The 18,710-nt window shown below is 33.5% G+C and carries 15 protein-coding genes; 5 read left to right on the forward strand and 10 right to left on the reverse strand.

The genetic code is table 11. The annotated features are described in order from the left end of the window. Positions 1-12 precede the first annotated feature (12 nt). From AC2DGP_RS08080 to rpe, 3 genes are all read left to right on the forward strand, one after another. Positions 13-1,806, forward strand: a complete 1,794-nt coding sequence (locus tag AC2DGP_RS08080) for an ATP-binding protein (protein WP_484489556.1) — start codon at positions 13-15, stop codon at positions 1,804-1,806. Between the two features lie 115 nt (positions 1,807-1,921). After that, complete coding sequence (locus tag AC2DGP_RS08085; RefSeq protein ID WP_152285620.1) at positions 1,922-2,785, forward strand: sigma-70 family RNA polymerase sigma factor; 864 nt, start codon at positions 1,922-1,924, stop codon at positions 2,783-2,785. A 100-nt stretch (positions 2,786-2,885) separates the two neighbouring features. Further along, positions 2,886-3,542 carry a ribulose-phosphate 3-epimerase gene (rpe, locus tag AC2DGP_RS08090; RefSeq protein WP_484489557.1) on the forward strand — a complete coding sequence of 219 codons (657 nt, stop codon included), beginning with the start codon at positions 2,886-2,888 and terminating at the stop codon, positions 3,540-3,542. A gap of 144 nt (positions 3,543-3,686) precedes the next feature. Here the strand turns inward: rpe and AC2DGP_RS08095 are convergent, their stop codons facing one another. From AC2DGP_RS08095 to galK, 3 genes are all read right to left on the reverse strand, one after another. Then, a complete protein-coding gene (locus tag AC2DGP_RS08095) occupies positions 3,687-4,307 on the reverse strand; it encodes a hypothetical protein (RefSeq protein ID WP_484489558.1) in 621 nt (206 codons plus the stop codon). A gap of 176 nt (positions 4,308-4,483) precedes the next feature. Then, a complete protein-coding gene (locus tag AC2DGP_RS08100; RefSeq protein ID WP_484489559.1) occupies positions 4,484-5,524 on the reverse strand; it encodes a UDP-glucose--hexose-1-phosphate uridylyltransferase in 1,041 nt (346 codons plus the stop codon). Between the two features lie 5 nt (positions 5,525-5,529). Next, on the reverse strand, positions 5,530-6,702 hold the full coding sequence (gene galK, locus AC2DGP_RS08105) for a galactokinase (protein WP_484489560.1): 1,173 nt from the start codon (positions 6,700-6,702) through the stop codon (positions 5,530-5,532). A 105-nt stretch (positions 6,703-6,807) separates the two neighbouring features. Between galK and AC2DGP_RS08110 the strand changes: the two genes are divergently transcribed. After that, entirely contained in the window at positions 6,808-7,509 is a 702-nt protein-coding gene (locus tag AC2DGP_RS08110; RefSeq protein WP_484489561.1) for an NUDIX hydrolase, read from the forward strand. Here the strand turns inward: AC2DGP_RS08110 and AC2DGP_RS08115 are convergent, their stop codons facing one another. Beyond that, positions 7,510-7,932 (reverse strand): CBS domain-containing protein, encoded by a 423-nt coding sequence (locus tag AC2DGP_RS08115; protein WP_484489562.1) that lies wholly within the window; start codon positions 7,930-7,932, stop codon positions 7,510-7,512. It abuts the gene before it with no gap. A gap of 121 nt (positions 7,933-8,053) precedes the next feature. Between AC2DGP_RS08115 and AC2DGP_RS08120 the strand changes: the two genes are divergently transcribed. Further along, complete coding sequence (locus AC2DGP_RS08120; RefSeq protein WP_484489563.1) at positions 8,054-8,467, forward strand: hypothetical protein; 414 nt, start codon at positions 8,054-8,056, stop codon at positions 8,465-8,467. A 37-nt stretch (positions 8,468-8,504) separates the two neighbouring features. Here the strand turns inward: AC2DGP_RS08120 and AC2DGP_RS08125 are convergent, their stop codons facing one another. From AC2DGP_RS08125 to AC2DGP_RS08150, 6 genes are all read right to left on the reverse strand, one after another. Beyond that, positions 8,505-9,251 (reverse strand): hypothetical protein, encoded by a 747-nt coding sequence (locus tag AC2DGP_RS08125; protein ID WP_484489564.1) that lies wholly within the window; start codon positions 9,249-9,251, stop codon positions 8,505-8,507. An 86-nt stretch (positions 9,252-9,337) separates the two neighbouring features. Next, positions 9,338-10,399 carry a T9SS type A sorting domain-containing protein gene (locus AC2DGP_RS08130; RefSeq protein WP_484489565.1) on the reverse strand — a complete coding sequence of 354 codons (1,062 nt, stop codon included), beginning with the start codon at positions 10,397-10,399 and terminating at the stop codon, positions 9,338-9,340. A gap of 59 nt (positions 10,400-10,458) precedes the next feature. Then, a complete protein-coding gene (locus tag AC2DGP_RS08135; protein WP_484489566.1) occupies positions 10,459-11,907 on the reverse strand; it encodes an arylsulfatase in 1,449 nt (482 codons plus the stop codon). A gap of 175 nt (positions 11,908-12,082) precedes the next feature. Next, positions 12,083-13,765: a hypothetical protein gene (locus AC2DGP_RS08140; RefSeq protein ID WP_484489567.1), complete on the reverse strand. Its 1,683-nt coding sequence runs from the start codon at positions 13,763-13,765 to the stop codon at positions 12,083-12,085. Positions 13,766-13,775: 10 nt separating this feature from the next. Continuing rightward, entirely contained in the window at positions 13,776-15,533 is a 1,758-nt protein-coding gene (locus AC2DGP_RS08145; RefSeq protein WP_484489568.1) for a RagB/SusD family nutrient uptake outer membrane protein, read from the reverse strand. 18 nt (positions 15,534-15,551) lie between these two features. Next, the gene (locus AC2DGP_RS08150) at positions 15,552-18,644 is read right to left on the reverse strand and encodes a SusC/RagA family TonB-linked outer membrane protein (RefSeq protein WP_484489569.1); all 3,093 of its coding nucleotides are present in this window, start codon (positions 18,642-18,644) and stop codon (positions 15,552-15,554) included. Positions 18,645-18,710: the final 66 nt, after the last annotated feature.

The following is an 18,710-nucleotide window of genomic DNA, read 5'->3' on the forward strand; positions in this document are numbered from 1 at the left end:
AAACCATTATATATGAGTAAAAAAATTTTAAAAGTTTTTTTTACTTTGGTTCTTTTTGGAACTTTTAACAAAATATTAGCCACTGACGGTTTTTCAGTGGCTTTTGTTGTTGATAAAATTCATGAAAAAAATGATTTACCAAAATTACTTAAAAACGCGGAAGAATTTGTTGCATCAAATGAAATAGAAAAGGCTTTAACAGAATACCTCAAGATTATCGAAATTGCTCGAATTAGAAATAATTTGAAAGTTCTATACATTGCAAATTCAGAAATAGCAAAAATTTTTAAAAACATAAATAATTTTCAAAAAGCTATATTTTACAATAAAAAAGCATTATCCCTCTCAAAAATCCTTAAAGACACCTCCTTTATTATTAACAGCAATCTAAATTTGAGTGCTAATCACTTTAATCAATATGTACAGGATAGTCTTAAATATAATAAAAGTAAAGACACTCTATTTTACTATAACGAAACTGCCTCTAAGTACATTGGTACCAACCCAAAATATTTACGTCAAAAGGCAGAGCAATATAATGGTTTATCAATAATATATTTTCTAAACAATAAACATAACAAAGCCCGAAACTATGTCAAAAAAGCACTTGACATTCAAATTAAAAGACAAGACACGATTGGACAAGTAATTTGTCTAAATACATTAGCAGGTAATGATCTTAAATTAACGAAATACAATGAAGCTAAAGCCTATTATTCTGAAGCTTTAGATTTGTTAAAAAATTCTAGGTCTAATAGAAAAACTAGTCTACAAAGAATGATCAATGCAAATTTAGCTTGGACCTATTACAAAACAAAAGATTACATAGCCTATGAATATTTAAACAGAGCAAACAAAATTGCCGATAGTTTAAGGAATGCCGAATTTGATGCCATTATAACTGAAATTGAGGCCAAACACAATGTAGACATCATCAAACAAAATGCTGCAAAAAAACAATTACTTCAACTTCAAGAAAAAAAACGATTTGAGCTCATTATCATAAGTTTAATTGTTTGTTTATTTATTATAGTCTTTATTTTTTGGATCTACACTAAAAATGCAAAGCTAAAGGACGAAAACAAAGATCTTGTTATTGAGAAAACGCGGTTAATGAAAGAGAAACAAATTGAACACATGGAATCTCTCACCCGTATCAAAATTTTAAATGCTACACTTGACGGAAAAGAAGCGGAACGTAGACAAATAGCGGAAACATTACACGACAGTGTAAGTGCACTTCTTTCTGCTGCCAATCTACATTTGCAGGCAAGTAAAAACAAGGTAGTTGGTAAGATCCCTATAGAAATAGATAAGACTCAAACTATCATTGATGAGGCCTCAGGGAAAATCAGAAATTTATCGCACGAACTTATCTCATCGGTTTTATTAAAATTTGGACTAAGCTATGCCATTCAAGATTTTTGCGAGAAATACTCAAATACCGATTTAGAGATAACAGCATCTACAGAAAATCTACAACGATACGAAGAAAGTTTCGAAATCAAGACCAATAATATCATTGAGGAACTGGTAAACAATCTTATAAAACACAGTCGTGCCAAAGAGGGCCATGTTAATGTTATGGAATATCGGAAAAACTTGCATGTAGAAATTGAAGATAATGGAGTTGGGTTTGACACCTCCAAAAAAATAGAATCTAACGGTATAGGAATCCATCAAATTGAGGCAAGAATAAAAATGATGAAAGGATCTTTCAAAATACATAGCGTAATTGGGGAAGGAACCAGAATTGAATTCACGATCCCAATAACCTATAAACCAGCAGAATACACATATTATTAAAAATAAAACAAAAAATAACTACTATTTTTTGTAACATTTTCAAACGATCATACGTATATATACAAGCGGAGAAGACTGAGACTCAACTCGACTTCTGCTTAGCATTTGCAACACTATGAGACAACTGAAAATTACCAAGCAGGTTACCAATAGGGAAACTGCATCGTTAGACAAGTATTTACAAGAAATTGGAAAAGTAGATTTGATTACTGCCGATATGGAGGTAGAATTGGCACAACGTATTAAAGCGGGTGACCAAGTAGCGCTAGAAAAACTTACCAAAGCAAATTTACGTTTTGTGGTTTCTGTAGCAAAACAATACCAAAATCAAGGATTGACTTTACCTGATTTGATTAACGAAGGAAATCTGGGATTGATTAAAGCTGCAAAACGTTTTGATGAAACACGTGGATTTAAATTTATCTCATACGCTGTATGGTGGATTCGTCAATCTATTCTTCAAGCACTTGCAGAACAATCACGTATCGTTAGATTACCATTAAATAAAATTGGATCTATCAACAAGATTAATAAAATGTACGCTTTCTTAGAGCAAGAAAACGAGCGTCCGCCATCAGCTGAAGAAATTGCTAAGAAATTAGACATGACTGTAAATGATGTAAAGGAATCTATGAAAAACTCAGGTCGTCATGTCTCTATGGATGCCCCTTTAATTGAAGGTGAAGATTCTAATTTATATGATGTATTGAATTCAGGAGAATCTCCTAATCCAGATAAAACGTTATTACATGAATCTCTTAGAGTTGAAATTGAAAGAGCTCTTGAAACTTTAACTCCTCGTGAAGCTGATGTTGTAAAATTATATTTTGGACTTGGGGAGCACCAGCCAATGACTCTTGAAGAAATTGGAGAAACTTTTGACTTAACAAGAGAACGTGTACGTCAAATCAAAGAAAAAGCTATTAGAAGATTAAAACACACTTCAAGATCAAAAATCTTGATGACTTACTTAGGATAACCAAGTATTAATAATCAACTACCAAAAACTCTCGATATACCTATCGAGAGTTTTCTTTTTTTATACTATTTTTGCAAAATAATTATTCAAACATAAAGAAATGAGCAAATTAATTGCCCCTTCGGTTCTTGCAGCAGACTTTGCAAACCTTCAAAAGGATATAGAAATGGTTAACAATAGTGACGCCGATTGGTTTCATATTGATGTAATGGATGGGGTATTTGTACCTAATATTTCATTTGGAATGCCAGTGGTTCAAGCAATCAAAAAACACGCAAAGAAAACAATGGACGTGCATTTAATGATTGTAAATCCAGATCAATACATTCCTACTTTTAAAAAAATTGGAGCAGATATATTGACTGTTCATTATGAGGCTTGTACACATTTACACAGAACACTTCAAGCAATTAAGGCAGAAGGAATGAAAGCAGGAGTTGCTTTAAATCCTCATACTCCTGTCGCTGTTTTAGAGGATGTAATAAAAGATATTGACATGGTATGTATCATGAGTGTAAATCCAGGTTTTGGTGGACAATCATTTATTGAGAATACCTATAAAAAAGTACAACAGTTAAAAAATCTAATCGATTTTGCTGGAGCTGATACTCTTATTGAAATAGATGGTGGGGTTACCAATAAAAATGCCAACTTATTAGTGGAAGCTGGTGCTGATGTATTGGTTGCAGGTAGTTATGTATTTGGTGCTGAAGACCCAATTACAACCGTTGCAGAGCTTAAAGCAATGATCAATTAATATATTCTATATAAAATAAAAAAGGTGATACATAAGTATCACCTTTTTTTATATCATCCAATACCAAAGATGATACAACTTTTCTCAATTAAATTACCCCTAATAAAATGAGAAATTCTTTTTCACTTTCTTCTTTTAATTTCATTAATCAGCTTCACTTACAGACAGTCCATTGTTGTTTTGCTTCCAATTTTTGTCCTGTAAACCTGCGTCACTTATACTGCTATCTGAATTTTCTTCTGGAGTTTTTTCTAGGAACTCAATCTTTTCAATTACCAAATCTCCGTAAGAACTTGGGCTGAATAGATTCCTCTTCTCATAATCCTGAAACCCTATTTCAATAAAATCATGATCACCCTCCTCAGTATAATTCTTCCAGTTTTCTCCTGATAAATCATAGTAATAAGTCGTAGCGACCGGACTTCTGTGTAAAATTTCATCCGCTAAATATACTTTCTCTTCTGTTATATTCCCATTAGTATGAGCGATGCGTAATGTTTTTATATTATCAGATTTTATCTTTACTGTTACTGCTAAAATAGGTGTCTTTTGGGCGTCAATATTAGCAGCATCATGCTTGATTTTTGGAGTCTTGTACGCCTCCCAATTCAATTCATATCCCTCTGTAGTAATACCTGAATTTTCACTAGAACCACCAGATTCAATCCAACCAAAAGTTTCGTGCATTCCTTTAAAATCAAAGCTTTTTTGAGCAATCATGAATACTGGAGCCAAAAATATATAAATAAGTAAAACTCTTCTCATAATAAATAAATTAAGTGGTTCAATAAACTATACCTCAAAAGTAAAACAACAAGCTTTTTTACCATTGCGTTTATCGATAAACGACTTATTTCTATCGTTGAATGGAAGATCTTAAAAGTTTGGGCATAAAAAAAGCCAAAACATTTCTGTTTTGGCTTATATAAAATATCAAATTTTTATTGCTTTGAGTAATGAACTTTAGGCAGTGCTTTTAAAGTAGCCGCCGCTTGCTCAGCTGTAATATCACGTTGTGGGCTTGCAAACATCTCATAACCAACCATAAATTTCTTAACTGTTGCCGATCTTAATAGTGGTGGGTAAAAAGACATATGAAAATGCCAACCCTCATGGTCACCGCCATCCGTCGGACTTTGATGAATCCCAGCAGAATAAGGAAAAGAAACTTCAAATAAATTATCATACATTATGGTCAATTCTTTTAAAATAGAAGCATAAGATTCCATTTCACTTTCTGACAACTGAGAAATATTTTGGTAGTGCTTTTTAGGAACAATCATTGCCTCATATGGCCATACTGCCCAATAAGCTATCAATGCAACAAAATCGTCATTTTCAACCAATATACGTTCTCTATCCCCTTCTAACTCTTGTTTGATATAGTCTCCTAACAAACTTTTTCCATTCGCATTAAAATATTCAGCTTGCTTTTCTGATTTCTTCACAATCTCACCTGGAATAGATCTCTGCGACCAGATTTGACCATGCGGATGTGGATTACTACAACCCATAATAGATCCTTTATTTTCAAAGATCTGAACATAATTGATTCCTTCTTTAGAACCTAAATCTGTATATTCGTTTTTCCAAAGTTTTATTACTTTGGTAATACTAGACTCCTCCATCAATGGAATTGTCAATGAGTGATTCGGAGAAAAACATACTACTTTACAAATCCCTGTTTCAACTTCAGATTTTAACAAACCATTTTCAAAAGTTGTTGGCTCATCATTTAGAATTGCAGCAAAATCATTTTGAAAAATAAAAGTATCCTTGTATTCTGGATTTACATCATCACCAACTCTTGAATTCCCAGGACATAAGTAACAATTTTCATCGTACTCTGTAGTATCCATCACTGCTTTTTCCTCCTTCTTTCCTTGCCAAGGTCTTTTTGTTCTATGTGGAGATACTAAAATCCATTCTCCAGTTAGAATATTATACCTTCTATGCGATGTTTCATTAATATTTGTTGCCATTATAATTATATTTTTTGAACTCCGTTATTTGTTTTTACTGGTATTGGTGTTAAGTCAAGATTACAAGCCTCTTTGTAAGCCTTTGTCGCATCAGCAACAAAACTTTCAACATTCTTTTCATCTATTAAATTTATGGTACATCCACCAAAACCACCACCCATCATTCTAGCTCCTAACACTCTATCATCTGCTTTCGCATAGGCCGCTAAGAAATCTAATTCAGGACAACTTACTTCATATAAATTTTGAAGCCCATCATGTGATTGATTTAAAAGTTCACCGACTAAGGTAAAGTCATTATTTTTCAATGCTTCTACAGTTGCTTCAACTCTTTTCTGCTCTTGAATTACATGCGTAGCTCTTTTAACTCTATCCTCACCGAGTTCAGATTTAAACTCTTCAACCATTTCCTCTGTAGCTTCAACCAAAGTCTTCACTTCTGGATATTTAGCTTGAATAATTTCCAACGCAGATTCACATTGTGCCCTTCTTTCATTATAAGCACTATCTGCTAAATTATGCGATACATTTGTGTTTAACAACAATAACATATTCGTGTTCATCGCAGCTGGTATCGTAGAATATTCTAAAGTTTCGCAATCTAAGAGAATAAAGTGATCCTTTTTCCCTTTAACAACCGCAAATTGATCCATCACTCCAACATTTGCTCCTGAAAATATGCGTTCTGCATTCTGACACAATCTTATAATTGTAATATCATCAATTTCTAAAGAAAATAATTCATTTAACCCTTTAGCAAATCCACACAAAAGTGCTGCTGAAGAAGAAATACCAGAACCAATAGGTAATTTACTATCTAATGAACAATCAAACCCAGAAACTTTTCCCGGTCTAATTTTATCTATTTCAGAAAGGACACCCGATAAATAACTCAGCCAACCATCACCTGGTTTTTCAGATACCGTTATATCAAATGAAAATCCTTCACTAAAGTTTTTACTTAAAACATTTGAAATTGTTTCACTATCATTCTTTTTAAAAGAATAGTAAATACACTTATCAATTGCTGCTGGCAACACGTTACCTCCATTATAATCAATATGTTCACCAATTAAATTAATTCTTCCTGGTGCCTCAATATTCAAAACATCAGAATCTCCTGATGTAAAGATATTGTCTATTCTATCATATTCTGCCTGCGATAATTTCGTACTCATTTGACGCGATAATTTAAGTTAAAGTTTTACAAATATAATAAATGTATTTAATACATTTATAAAAAAGATGTTAAAATCCACCAATTTTATTTACTTTTGAATTCTATGAGCAGAGAACAATCAAATTTCTACAGTACACAGGACAAAATATTAATTGCAACAGATTGTATTATTTTTGGCTTCGATAATCAATCCATTAAACTACTGATTTTCAAGAGAGAAATTGCTCCGTTTGCTGGAGAATGGTCTCTTATCGGTAGTTTTGTGAAAAATACTGAGAGTGTTAACGATGCTGCCAAACGTGTTTTAACCGAAATTACTGGACTGGAAAATGTTTTTATGCAACAATCAAAAGTTTATGGTGCTGTTGAAAGAGATCCTGGGGCACGCTGTATTACGGTTGGTCAATATGCACTAATTAGAATAGAAGACCAAGACATTGAATTGGTAGAAAAACACGGAGCGGTATGGCATGATTTAGATGAAATGCCAAATTTAGTTTTAGATCATAACCAACTAGTAGAAGATGCTTTAGCTCAATTACGATTGAAAGCAAGCTATCAACCAATCGGTTTTGAATTACTTCCAGAAAAATTTACAATTCCAAGCTTACAGAGACTTTATGAATCTATTTATCAAAAGAAATTTGACGATAGAAATTTTAGAAAAAAAATTATTGCACTAGACGTACTGACAAAATTAGAAGAAAAGGATAAATCGACTTCTAAAAAAGGTGCATTTTTATACAAATTCAACAGAACAAAATACGATAAACTAGTTGAAAAAGGAATCAACTTCAAACTATAGTCAATTATACTGTGCGATCAAATAATTCAGTAAATCTGTTGTAGTTACAATTCCAATCAATTCGTGATCCTCCACAATAGGCAGTGCATGAAATTCATTTTTTGACAAAATTTCTGCCACCTCCTTAATAGTTTTGGTTGCAATTATTTGAATCGGATTTTTTACCATTACTTGCTCAACACTTAAATTTTCTAAATAAGTATCTTCTGTTTCTGGGCTATGCTCTTGACTCATATCAGTAAAACTTATTCTTTGTAAATCGGTCAAACTTAAAATACCAATAATATCTTTATTTCTTACTACTGGTATATGCCGTATTTTATAGCTTTTAAATAGCTGTTCCGCATCTAACAATGAATTACTCAAAGTAAGAGCAATTACATTTGTGGTCATAATTTTTGAAATAGGCGTATCACGATCCATAATTTTTAGTATTGGTTACACCATATAAATGTCCTAATCTTTAAATGAATGAAATATGATATCTATCAGTATTCAAAAAACGTTTACTTTTGCAACCAGTAACGAATAAACAATTTCAAACATGCATAAAAAAGTTGAAGAATATATTGACAAACATCTTAACACAGTAGCAATTCTTGATGAAGCTGGTGTTGGATTTGAAAATGTCTCTATTTTAGAATTTAACACACATCACGAAAATGGCGATGTATTTAAAAATCAAAAAGACGAGTTGTATGGAATTGCTATTTTAAATGCGATTACTGCAGAAAGTGCTCAAAAAATAACTAGAGAAATTAAAAAAAACAAATCATTGACTGTTTCTAAATTAAGTGAAATGGTAAACAAACATTATTTAAAATGTTTAATTTCTGAAAATTCACCAGCTTATAACACTTGGAAAAAAGGGGACTCAGGTGTTGCCTCTTTTGAATATAATGATTTAAAAAAATCAATTATTCCTAGTTTTACAAATACATCAGCAGAAAACAGATAAAAAAAGAGTTCCAATTGGAACTCTTTTTTTTAGAAAATTAATCCATACCATATTTAAAATTAACCCAGGAATAACTAGAAATCCCCCAAGTTCTTTTAATGTTTTTTCCGGTAATAGTGACTAATAAAGAATTAGTTGCCTCCAACCTATCATTACGGTAAGTTCCCATAACGCATTTATAGGCTACGTTAAAATAAGCGTTGTCTTTAATTTCGATATCTAAAAAGTCAACATCAGCAAATTCAACTGACAAACCATCTTCAGCAATAATAGTTTTCTCAATATATTCTTTAAAGTCGTCATGAGAAAACCTTGAAACCGATGCTTTATCGTCTTTATCTATTGAAATTCTACTTACTAAATATTTCGAATTAAAATATTGAAGAACATCATTTGGGTCTTTGCTTTTTATCAAATTAGCCCAAGACTTGTGCATTTTAAATACCAAATTTTGAATTGCCTTCTCCTGTTTCGAAAGAACAGGTTTTTCCTCTTTCTTTTCTAATTTAGCAATTACATCAGCAAATATTTTATTTTCATCTTTTAGTCGATCAATTTCTTTTTTCTGAATATGTATCTTTCGGTAAAACAAATCAGATTTTTTATTTAAAGTATTGACACTATCAATTAAATCATCATATTCAGTTTGCTTCAACTCTAAACTATCGGCCAATTTTAACAGTTCTTTATTATCAACTGTCTGATTCTGTCCACTAGAACTTTTTTTGTTTTGACAAGAAGCAACAAGAATTATAAGGGATAAAAATATTATTTTACTTTTCATATTTATTTTTGTTTGATTAAACTAAAGTAAATATAATCTTTTTCAAAAGAGTTTTAAAAGTTAGGTCTGATAAAAGTCACAGCAGTTTAATTTTTTATCAGCCTAAAATTTTCTGGTTTATCAAGAGTTAAAACCCCTGAGTATACGCCAGAACTCAATTCCCTTAGATCCATCGAGATCCATCCATTTTCTACTTCTCTTGTTCCACTCCAAACTATTTTACCGAACGAATTAAAAATGGCTACAAATACGGTTACTCGGTTACTTGGAACATAGATCCTAAATTCTCCTTCCGTTGGATTTGGATAAATAACAAACTCACTAGTAAGTTTCTGATGTACCACTCCTTCACATGCCACATTTGATGAAATTTTGATTTCATCTCCATGTTTAGAAATCAATTTAATTTGTTTTTCAGAAGTGGTTAAAACCATCTCATCATTTAAGGAAATCGTATATGGAGGTGTCCCAGTTTCAATATCAATTGTAGCCATACCTTTATCAAAACCCATCTTAGACAAAAGTTTTTCCCCTTGGGGAATTTGAAGAGAATAACATTGTTCAAAATTCAAATTTTCAATGGAAATGCATAAATTATGTTCACCTGAGAATAAATTTTCGATTTCTAAAGATTCCATAAAATTAAATTCTACTCCATCTAAATTTGCCGTATAATTCTGACTTGATTTGGCTTCAATAATTATCTTACCATTATTTTTATCTAAACATGTTTCACCCACTGTTTGGATGCTAAAGTTATCTGTTTCCAAATAATCTTGATTCCTTTGAATCCTAATATCATCTATGTAGACCTCCCCTTCTCCAACTCCTAAAAAATCTTTCTGCATTTCTATGCTAAAAAGTGCATCTGACACTTCTGTAGTCAAATAAAAATCTTTTTTTAATTCAATCCACGATCCTTTTTCAATCCCAAACAAATCCCAAGTTACTTCAATTGGTGTTTCCGCCAGAATAACTGACTTAATCCCTCTAAGACTCGCCCCTTCATTCACCCAAACCAACATACGTATATCGTACTTGCCCGGAAGCAAATTGACCCGGTAATCACTTAAAGACTCTCCAGCAACTATTTGATATTTTTCCTCACTAACAACTTTGTTATTTTTTACAACTTGAGAAAATACCAAGCACTGACATGATAAGCCTAAAACAAAAAAACAGTAATATTTTAAAAGCTGCTCATATTTCATTTAAATGGAAAAATTTCTGACTCTATATGGGATTCCTTAATAATTCGCTTCATATCCTTCACTACTTCCGGATATTGTGATGCAACATCATTAGACTCTGATGGATCTTTTTCTAAATCAAATAACTCAAAAGTTGCCTTTTTGGGATTTTCTATTTGATATGCCACCGCTTTCCATTTTCCTTTTCTTGCAGCTTGACGACCACCTTTCCCATGAAACTCCCAGTATAAAAACTCATGCTGTTCTTGAGTTTCTTTACCCAATAATGTTGGTAAAAATGACACTCCATCACTTTGCTTTGGGGTTTTAACACCACCTAAATCCGCAATTGTAGGCATTACATCCCAAAAAGCAGATATGTGTTCTGTAGTAGAACCTGCTTTTATTTTATTTGGCCAGACTGCTATAAAAGGACTTCGAATACCACCTTCATACAGATCTCTCTTCATTCCTTTCAACCCTCCAGCCGAGTTAAAAAATTTAGGATCAGCTCCACCCTCTCCATGAGGCCCATTATCACTAGCAAACATGATAATTGTATTTTCAGCAATTCCCAATTCATTTACTTTATCAACTATTTGTCCAACATACATATCCAATCTATCAACCATGGCAGCAAAGGCGGCATGCGGAGTTGGTTGCGGGCAATAATGTTTCGGAACCATATTAGGTCCATAATCTGATGTATAATTGTCCGATTCCTCAGTATGAGGTATCTCTGCATACCTCCCTTTGTATTTTTCAAAAATTGGATCCGCCGGTGCAATCATTTCTGCATGTGGCAATATTATCGGTACATATGCAAAAAATGGCTTGTCACTATTTTTCTCAATAAACTCTAATGTTTTCTTTTGAATAACATCTGGAGCATAGGTTACTTTATGCGTCCAATCATTTCCTTCAAGCAATACTTTTTCTTCATTATGCCAAATATGAGTTGGATAATATCTATGAGACATACGTTGACAATTGTACCCAAAAAACTCATCAAATCCCTGGCGCGTGGCTCCTCCTTCCGTTGTTACAAACCCTAAACCCCATTTACCAAAAGCCCCGGTAACATAACCTGCCTCTTTCATAACCTCAGCAATGGTAATAGAACTCCCTTTTAAAGGCTCTTGTCCCTCAGTCCCTAATTCTTTATTTCCTCTAATATGAGTGTGCCCTGTGTGCTGACCAGTCATTAGAGAGGATCTAGATGGCGCACAAACAGAAGTTCCACTATAGTGCTGCGTAAACTTCATTCCGTTCGCAACCATAGCATCCAAATTAGGCGTAGAAAACTTTTCTTGTCCATAACTACTTATATCTCCATACCCCAAATCATCCGCCAAAATGTAAATTACATTTGGTTTTGATTCACTAAGTTTTGGTTTTGATTCAGCACAAGAATTTAAAATACATAAAGCGCTTAACGCTAAAATTTGACTGATTATACTTTTCATGATTCGTTTATATGTTCTTTAATTATAGGTCAATAGTTATTCAAATATACTTCAGATAAGAAAAGATTCCGTGTATCTCAGTTTATAAAATGTATCTAAAGGTTTATACGGCTGTTTTAACAAAAAAAGAGGCTATGTCAAACACAGCCTCTTCCAAATAAATTTAATAAAACTATTATGGTCTTGGATTTAAAACAACCCAACTTTGATTATCTAAGAATATTACTTCTCCATCTAACGAACTAGCATTTTCAGGTGTAGACATATCAAAATTTAACTTCACACCAGATGCAACGTCCGGTATAGTAATTATTTGAGAAAGTGTAACCCATTCACCTCTCGGCAATGATTCTATATCCCATGTATATACTGTAAAAGGAGCAGCTAATGTTGTTAAGAAATTTTTCATCGTATTTCCAGACTCCAAATAAACATCAATAGAAACTAAATATTCACCACCAGTTAATCCCGCTGGTTTAGAAAAATCTGAACCTTGTAATTTGACAACTGTTGAAGCTCTTGTATATTTCATACTAGCGGTACCTTCAGAGGCTTGTTCCTCGGAACGTGTCCACATTGGAGCTGCAGCTGTTCCATTCTTATTACCTGCCCAATAACCTGTACAATTTGCTGATTTCCAATTATCTTTAAATGTTTCAAAACCTGCCCACGTTTGGACAAGTACATTATTCCCAGCTTCCATTTTTACAGCAACAGCGCTAAAATCAGCCAAAACTCTAGCATCCACAGATACAATATTACCACCAGCAAAAGAAAGATCAATTACATCAGTGTTATACACCTTTTCGGATAAAACCAATTCAATAATCGTAGCATCCTCATTGTTTATTCTAGCGGTTTGAACAGCAATATTACCATCAAAACCAGCACCCGTATTGGTCACATGAACCGTAAAATTATCTTCTTCTGAGATCAATGTTTCTACTTCTCCTGTAACGGCGAAAGAAATTATTTGCTCATCACCATCTTCCCCTACAACAGGTTTACCAGACTGTACAAAAGGCTGAGAAGATCCAATTACATTTATTACCAATGGAATTAATTTTCCTACAGTATTACTTGGCACACCATCTCCACCTCTAATCGATTCCATAGAAGCTGTAAACTCTCCTAACTTATTATATTTGATAAATGTTGGATTCGCCCCAGACTGTTCTGGACTAGCACCTGGTGTATACCATCTACCTCCCGTAGGCCTACCTGTTGAAGTTTGATCTTCGAAATACAATTCTGAACCTGCTTCAATAGTAACTTGATCCCAAGTTCCCATTTCACTTTCCTTAGGATATTGATCCTCAGTAAGCGTTAACACTTTTGTTAAGATTGGATCATTTGAAGGATCAGTCAATCTATCTACAGTATACACATTACATGCCGGATTTACATTTGCAAACACATCCACTTTAAAAATAGTATCTAATACCCATTGTCCTCCTGTTAGTACAGAACCTACAACAGAATCTTTAAATACATTGTGCAATTTAATTTCCTGAATCCCAGGTTCCGTAAACAAAACATTTGCTTGAGCTTCTGTCGATACGGTTCCAGCATTTGGAATTATAAAATCAGAATACACACTGTCCAATTCAGTAAACTCAGAATTTAAAAATTTACATGAGCTTGGGATCGTCCAAGTATGCTCAATAGCATTGGTCGACAAATCCTTATAAATAACATAGTTATCTATATTTAAAACTTTATCTGTTTCATCCCAAGTTCCACTTGTATACAATGAAAAACTCGAATAATCATTATACGGGAATTCATAAGCATTATCACAACTTGCTGCTAAAATAAAAGCAAACAAAAGTGATTTTAATATCAATATTTTTTTCATCATTTAAGTTTTAGTTATTTAGTTCTTGGTTGTATAAAACTTCACTCAACGGTAACGGTAAATAATCATGTAATTCACTGTTATAACGTTCAGCTGCTTGCTCATATTCCTTTATCTGAATAGTTGGGTCAGTAGGATCAATAGGACTTAAGCCTTGCATGATTCTAGATTTATTTCTGTTCACTGGTTCATCACCTTGCGTTGTATAGTTATCTAAATAAAAATCCATTGCAGCTAAATCTTCAAAACGCTGTTTTGAAATCCCCCACCTTCTAAGATCAATAGTTCTTTCGGAGAAACCTTCTAATGAGAGCTCCAAAGGTCTTTCCACTTCTTGAATGTGTTTTCTTAACGTTTCTTGAGTATAAACCACTAGATTAAAATCATGATTTGATCCATCTGGCAAACCTATCGATTCCACTCCCCATCTCTGACGAATTTCATTTATGTACGAAATAGCCGAGTCTAAATCTCCTGTCTCCGTCAAACATTCTGCATACATCAAATACACATCTGCCAAACGATATACTACCACATTTTTACCTGACTTCCATCCTGTAGCAGCAATATCAGCCTCCGAACTAGCTATATCATGATTGGTAAACTTTTTAAACAATGAAAAAATTGTTCCTCCAAAATTAAAAACAGTATTCGCTGCAGGATTCTGATAATACTCAGACTCTTCATCATTTACAACGGCAATCATTTGTGCCGCTCTTAACGGAACACTTCTCAATTGGCTTCCACCAGCACCATCATCAACATAATTTCTAGCATCATTTGAATCCAACGTCTCATTAGAATAAGCATGTGTCAGCCAAGCCGATGGAACGAAATATGCCGACCCTTGAAAAGTTCCAGTTGGACCCGAAAATCTTGCCCATCTACTAAAAAAACTTTCCTCATCCCAATTAAGATCTTCTAACTGATGCTCACTTGCATAATTAATTTCAAATATCGACTCTGAATTAAAATCACCTTCAGATCTAAATAGTTTACCAACGTCATTGCCTGTTAACAAACTGTAACCATAGGCAGAATTATTGATAACATCTGATAGGTATGTCATTGCTGTTGTATAATTTTGTGTATACAAATAGCTTTTTCCTAAAATTGTAGCTGCCAAACCAGCAGAAACTCTCGTTTTTTGTTCTTGTTGAGCTGGTAAATTTTGATAAGCATACTCTAAATCACCTCTAAAAAATTCTTGAACGTCTGCCGAATTAGATAAAGGTTTAGAGAATTCTGTTGCACCTGCAGGAACTTTATCTCTTAAAATAATATTTCCTCCATTATATTCTGAGTGTAAATAAAAATGACACAACCCCCTAAAAAATCTAGCTTCTGCCATTTGAGTTGTCCATCTTTCATCAGCTTTAAATTCAGCTTCCAACCCTTCTAATCCTTCAATTACTTGATTGGCTCTCCATATAACTTGATACAAAGCATTCCATTTATTTGTAACATCTACTATACTATTGTTAAATGTTTTCTCATACCAAGGAGTGGCTTTAGTGTAAGGGTTTGTTCTTGATTTTGGAAAAGCTAAATCAGACCTCCAAGCCTCAACATCAAAGCCAAGAATAAAATGATTATACATTGCTCCATAAACGGAAGTTAAGGTAGTATTTGTTTCTTCCAAATTTGACCAATAAATATCCGCTGAAACACTATTCGGATTTGATTCTTCTAAAGCCTCATCTGAACATGATATGAATGCACTTGTCATTAATATCATTCCTATGAAATATATAAATTTTGTTTTCATATTAATGTGTTTTTTAGATTAAAAAGTAAATTTAAGTCCCAACGTATATAAAGCACTTACAGGGTATCTAGATACATCTAAACCTCTCCTAGCAACATTACCACCCCCGACTTCAGGGTCATAACCTTTGTATTTTGTAAAGGTTAAAGGATTCTGAGCTTGTAAATAAATTCTAAAATTTGAAACCCCCATGTTTTGGCAAATTGCAGGTCTTAACGAATACCCTAATGCTATTAACTTCAATCTCAAGTAGTCACCACTTTCCAACCATTGATCCGTTACCCCAGTGTAGTTATACAAACCACTTTTAGAATCACCAGTATGTAAAGGAATATCAGATGATGAATTATCAGGTGTCCACATTCCAGTTAAAGCCTTATGAGCTCCATTGGTAAAAGCAGCTGCATTGTTACCGTTCAATATTTGAGAACCAAATGTACCATACCAATTCATTACCAAATCAAAGTTTTTATATGAGAAATTAGAATTGAATCCCATTTCAAAATCAGGCAATGCGCTCCCCATATAATGCTTGTCATCTTCGTTAATTTTGCCATCATTGTTGTGATCAATATATTTTAGATCTCCAAGTCGAGCATTTTGTCGTCCATCTAGTTGAATGTACTCATCTAATTCCTCCTGTGTTTTAATAACTCCATCAGTTTCGTATAAGAAAAAAGAACCAACTTCGTACCCCTCAGCCAAAACAGTGGTAATTGAATTACCGTCTCCAGAAATCAAAGCGGAATTACTATTGTAAATCAAACTCTGTCCCTCGGCCATTTTGGTGATTTTATTTTTGTTCTTAGTATAAGTAAGACCTAATCGGATTCTACTCTTCCCAATATTTTCTTGGTAATTTAAAGCCAATTCTAACCCTTTATTGGTCATGTTTCCAATATTCAAAATTACATTAGGGTCATAATAAGCTCCTGCCGATCCAGGCAAACGCACTGGAAATAACATATCTTTTTTCTCTGTATTATAAATATCCGCGTTTAAAGTAAATTTGTTTCTTAAAAACGACACATCAATACCAAAGTTAGTTTGTACAGATGTTTCCCATTTTACATTCTTATTGGCATAAGAGTACATTGCTGCTCCAAAATCTACGTATTGGTCAGCGGGATCAAAAATATAATCTGGTCCTTGGTTAATAGCACCGGAAAATTCATAGGCAGGAAAACTATCGTTTCCTACCGTTCCAACACTTGCTCTAAACTTAAAATTGTTTACAATTGGTTTTACATCAGACCAAAAATCTTCACTAGATATATTCCAACCTGCCGAAACCGATGGAAAGGTTCCCCATCTGTTAGCGGCTCCAAATTTAGACGAACCATCTCTTCTAATCAATCCAGAAAATAAATATTTTCCTTTATAATTGTACTGTAATCTCGCTAAAAACCCAACTGTTTGGGTTGTATAATTAAACCCAGAAGTAGCATTAGGATTGATTGTTGCACCATTTAGCACTTCTATACTATTGTTAGCAACCCCTTCTTTTCTTGCTGTAAAATCTTCAAACTGCTCTCTTAAATAGGTCAAAGACACCAATCCGTTAAAGGTATGATCTCCAATTTTCTTTTTATAATTAAAACTCCCATCCCATGAAACAGAATTAAATCTTGTGTGTTGGTGTTGTACCCAACTCTTTGTAGGATCCACCTCAACAGTGTCATCAGTGATATCAACAACTGCATACTTAGGAACAAATGTGGTATTCAATCCATTGTTTACATTTACCCCGGTTCTAGTAATAAAATAAAAATCAGGTGTAAAATTGTAACTCAAACTTAAACTTGCATTAATTTTATCTTGTCTTCTCTTATTTTTTCTCTTTAAAGCTTGAGCTAAATTGTTGGCAGGTGTTGTAACCCCACCGCTACCATTGGTAAAAATCACATCTTGACCTGGTTCAATTTCAGGATAATAAGGAGGGTATTTCATGGTTGTTATTAATAAACCAGAACTTACAATATCTTTATCATCTAACGTAAATGCCAAACTCGTATTAATCTTCCATTTCTCAGATTTATAAGTAGTAGTAGCTCGCCCATTCAATTTTTTATAACCAGAATTGATAATCGTACCCTCTTGATCAAAATAACCTACAACAGCATTGTAAGTAAACTTATCCGTTCCTCCAGTAATATTTAAATTATGCTGTGTTGTTCCAGCATAATCTACTAAAACATAATCTCTAAATTCGTTATCATTATTCAACCATTCTGAATTTCTATTAGGTCCTGGCTCAAATTGATTCGAGACTAAATTGTATTTTTGTACTTCAAACCTCAGTTTTTCATCTGCATTCATCAATGGAGTACCTGTTCCTAAAGACTGGATTCCATAAGATGTTGAAAAAGTTACTTTTGCATTTCCAGCTGTACCTCGCTTGGTGGTAATTAAAATCACCCCAGCTGCACCTCTTGTTCCATAGACAGCAGCCGACGCCGCATCTTTTAATATATCTATTGTTTCAATTTCGTTTGGACTCAATTGAGGATCGCCTTGTTGAGGAATACCATCGACAACAAATAATGGTGTATTACTCCCAGACAAAGAAGTAATACCTCTAATTTGAATACTGGAAGCCTCCCCTGGTTCACCACTTGCAGCCGTAACGTTTACACCCGCTACCATACCTTGCAAAGAGTTGGCCACGTCTGCAGCTACAAAATCCTCAATGGCTTCTGCCTTTACTTGTGCAACTGCTCCTGTAACTTCTTTTTTCTTTTGTGCTCCATATCCAATAACGACAACTTCTTCTAGCTCATCTACTAACGCCGTTAAAGAAACATTCACGGTCGTTCCAGAAACAGTGACTCTTTTATCATCCATTCCCATGTAGCTAAATTGTAACACATCACCATTGGATGCATTGATGGTAAAATTCCCATCAAAATCTGTAGTGGTTCCAGATGTTTTTCCATTTCGAGTAACTGTTACAGAAACTCCTGGGATAGGCATACTATCCTCTGCCCCTGTTACAACACCACTAACAGAATTTTCTTGTGCTTGTACGGACAAACTAGAAAAGATGGTTATGAAAGCGGCAAACAGAATCCTGAATACCACTTTGCTATTTTTAGTTTTATTAATTTTCATAAGTATTTGTTTGGTTAATTGATTTTTCTAACTCTTAGAATTATTCATAAAATTCATTTAAGAGGT

The sequence above is a fragment of the Flavicella sp. IMCC45537 genome (assembly GCF_057197705.1).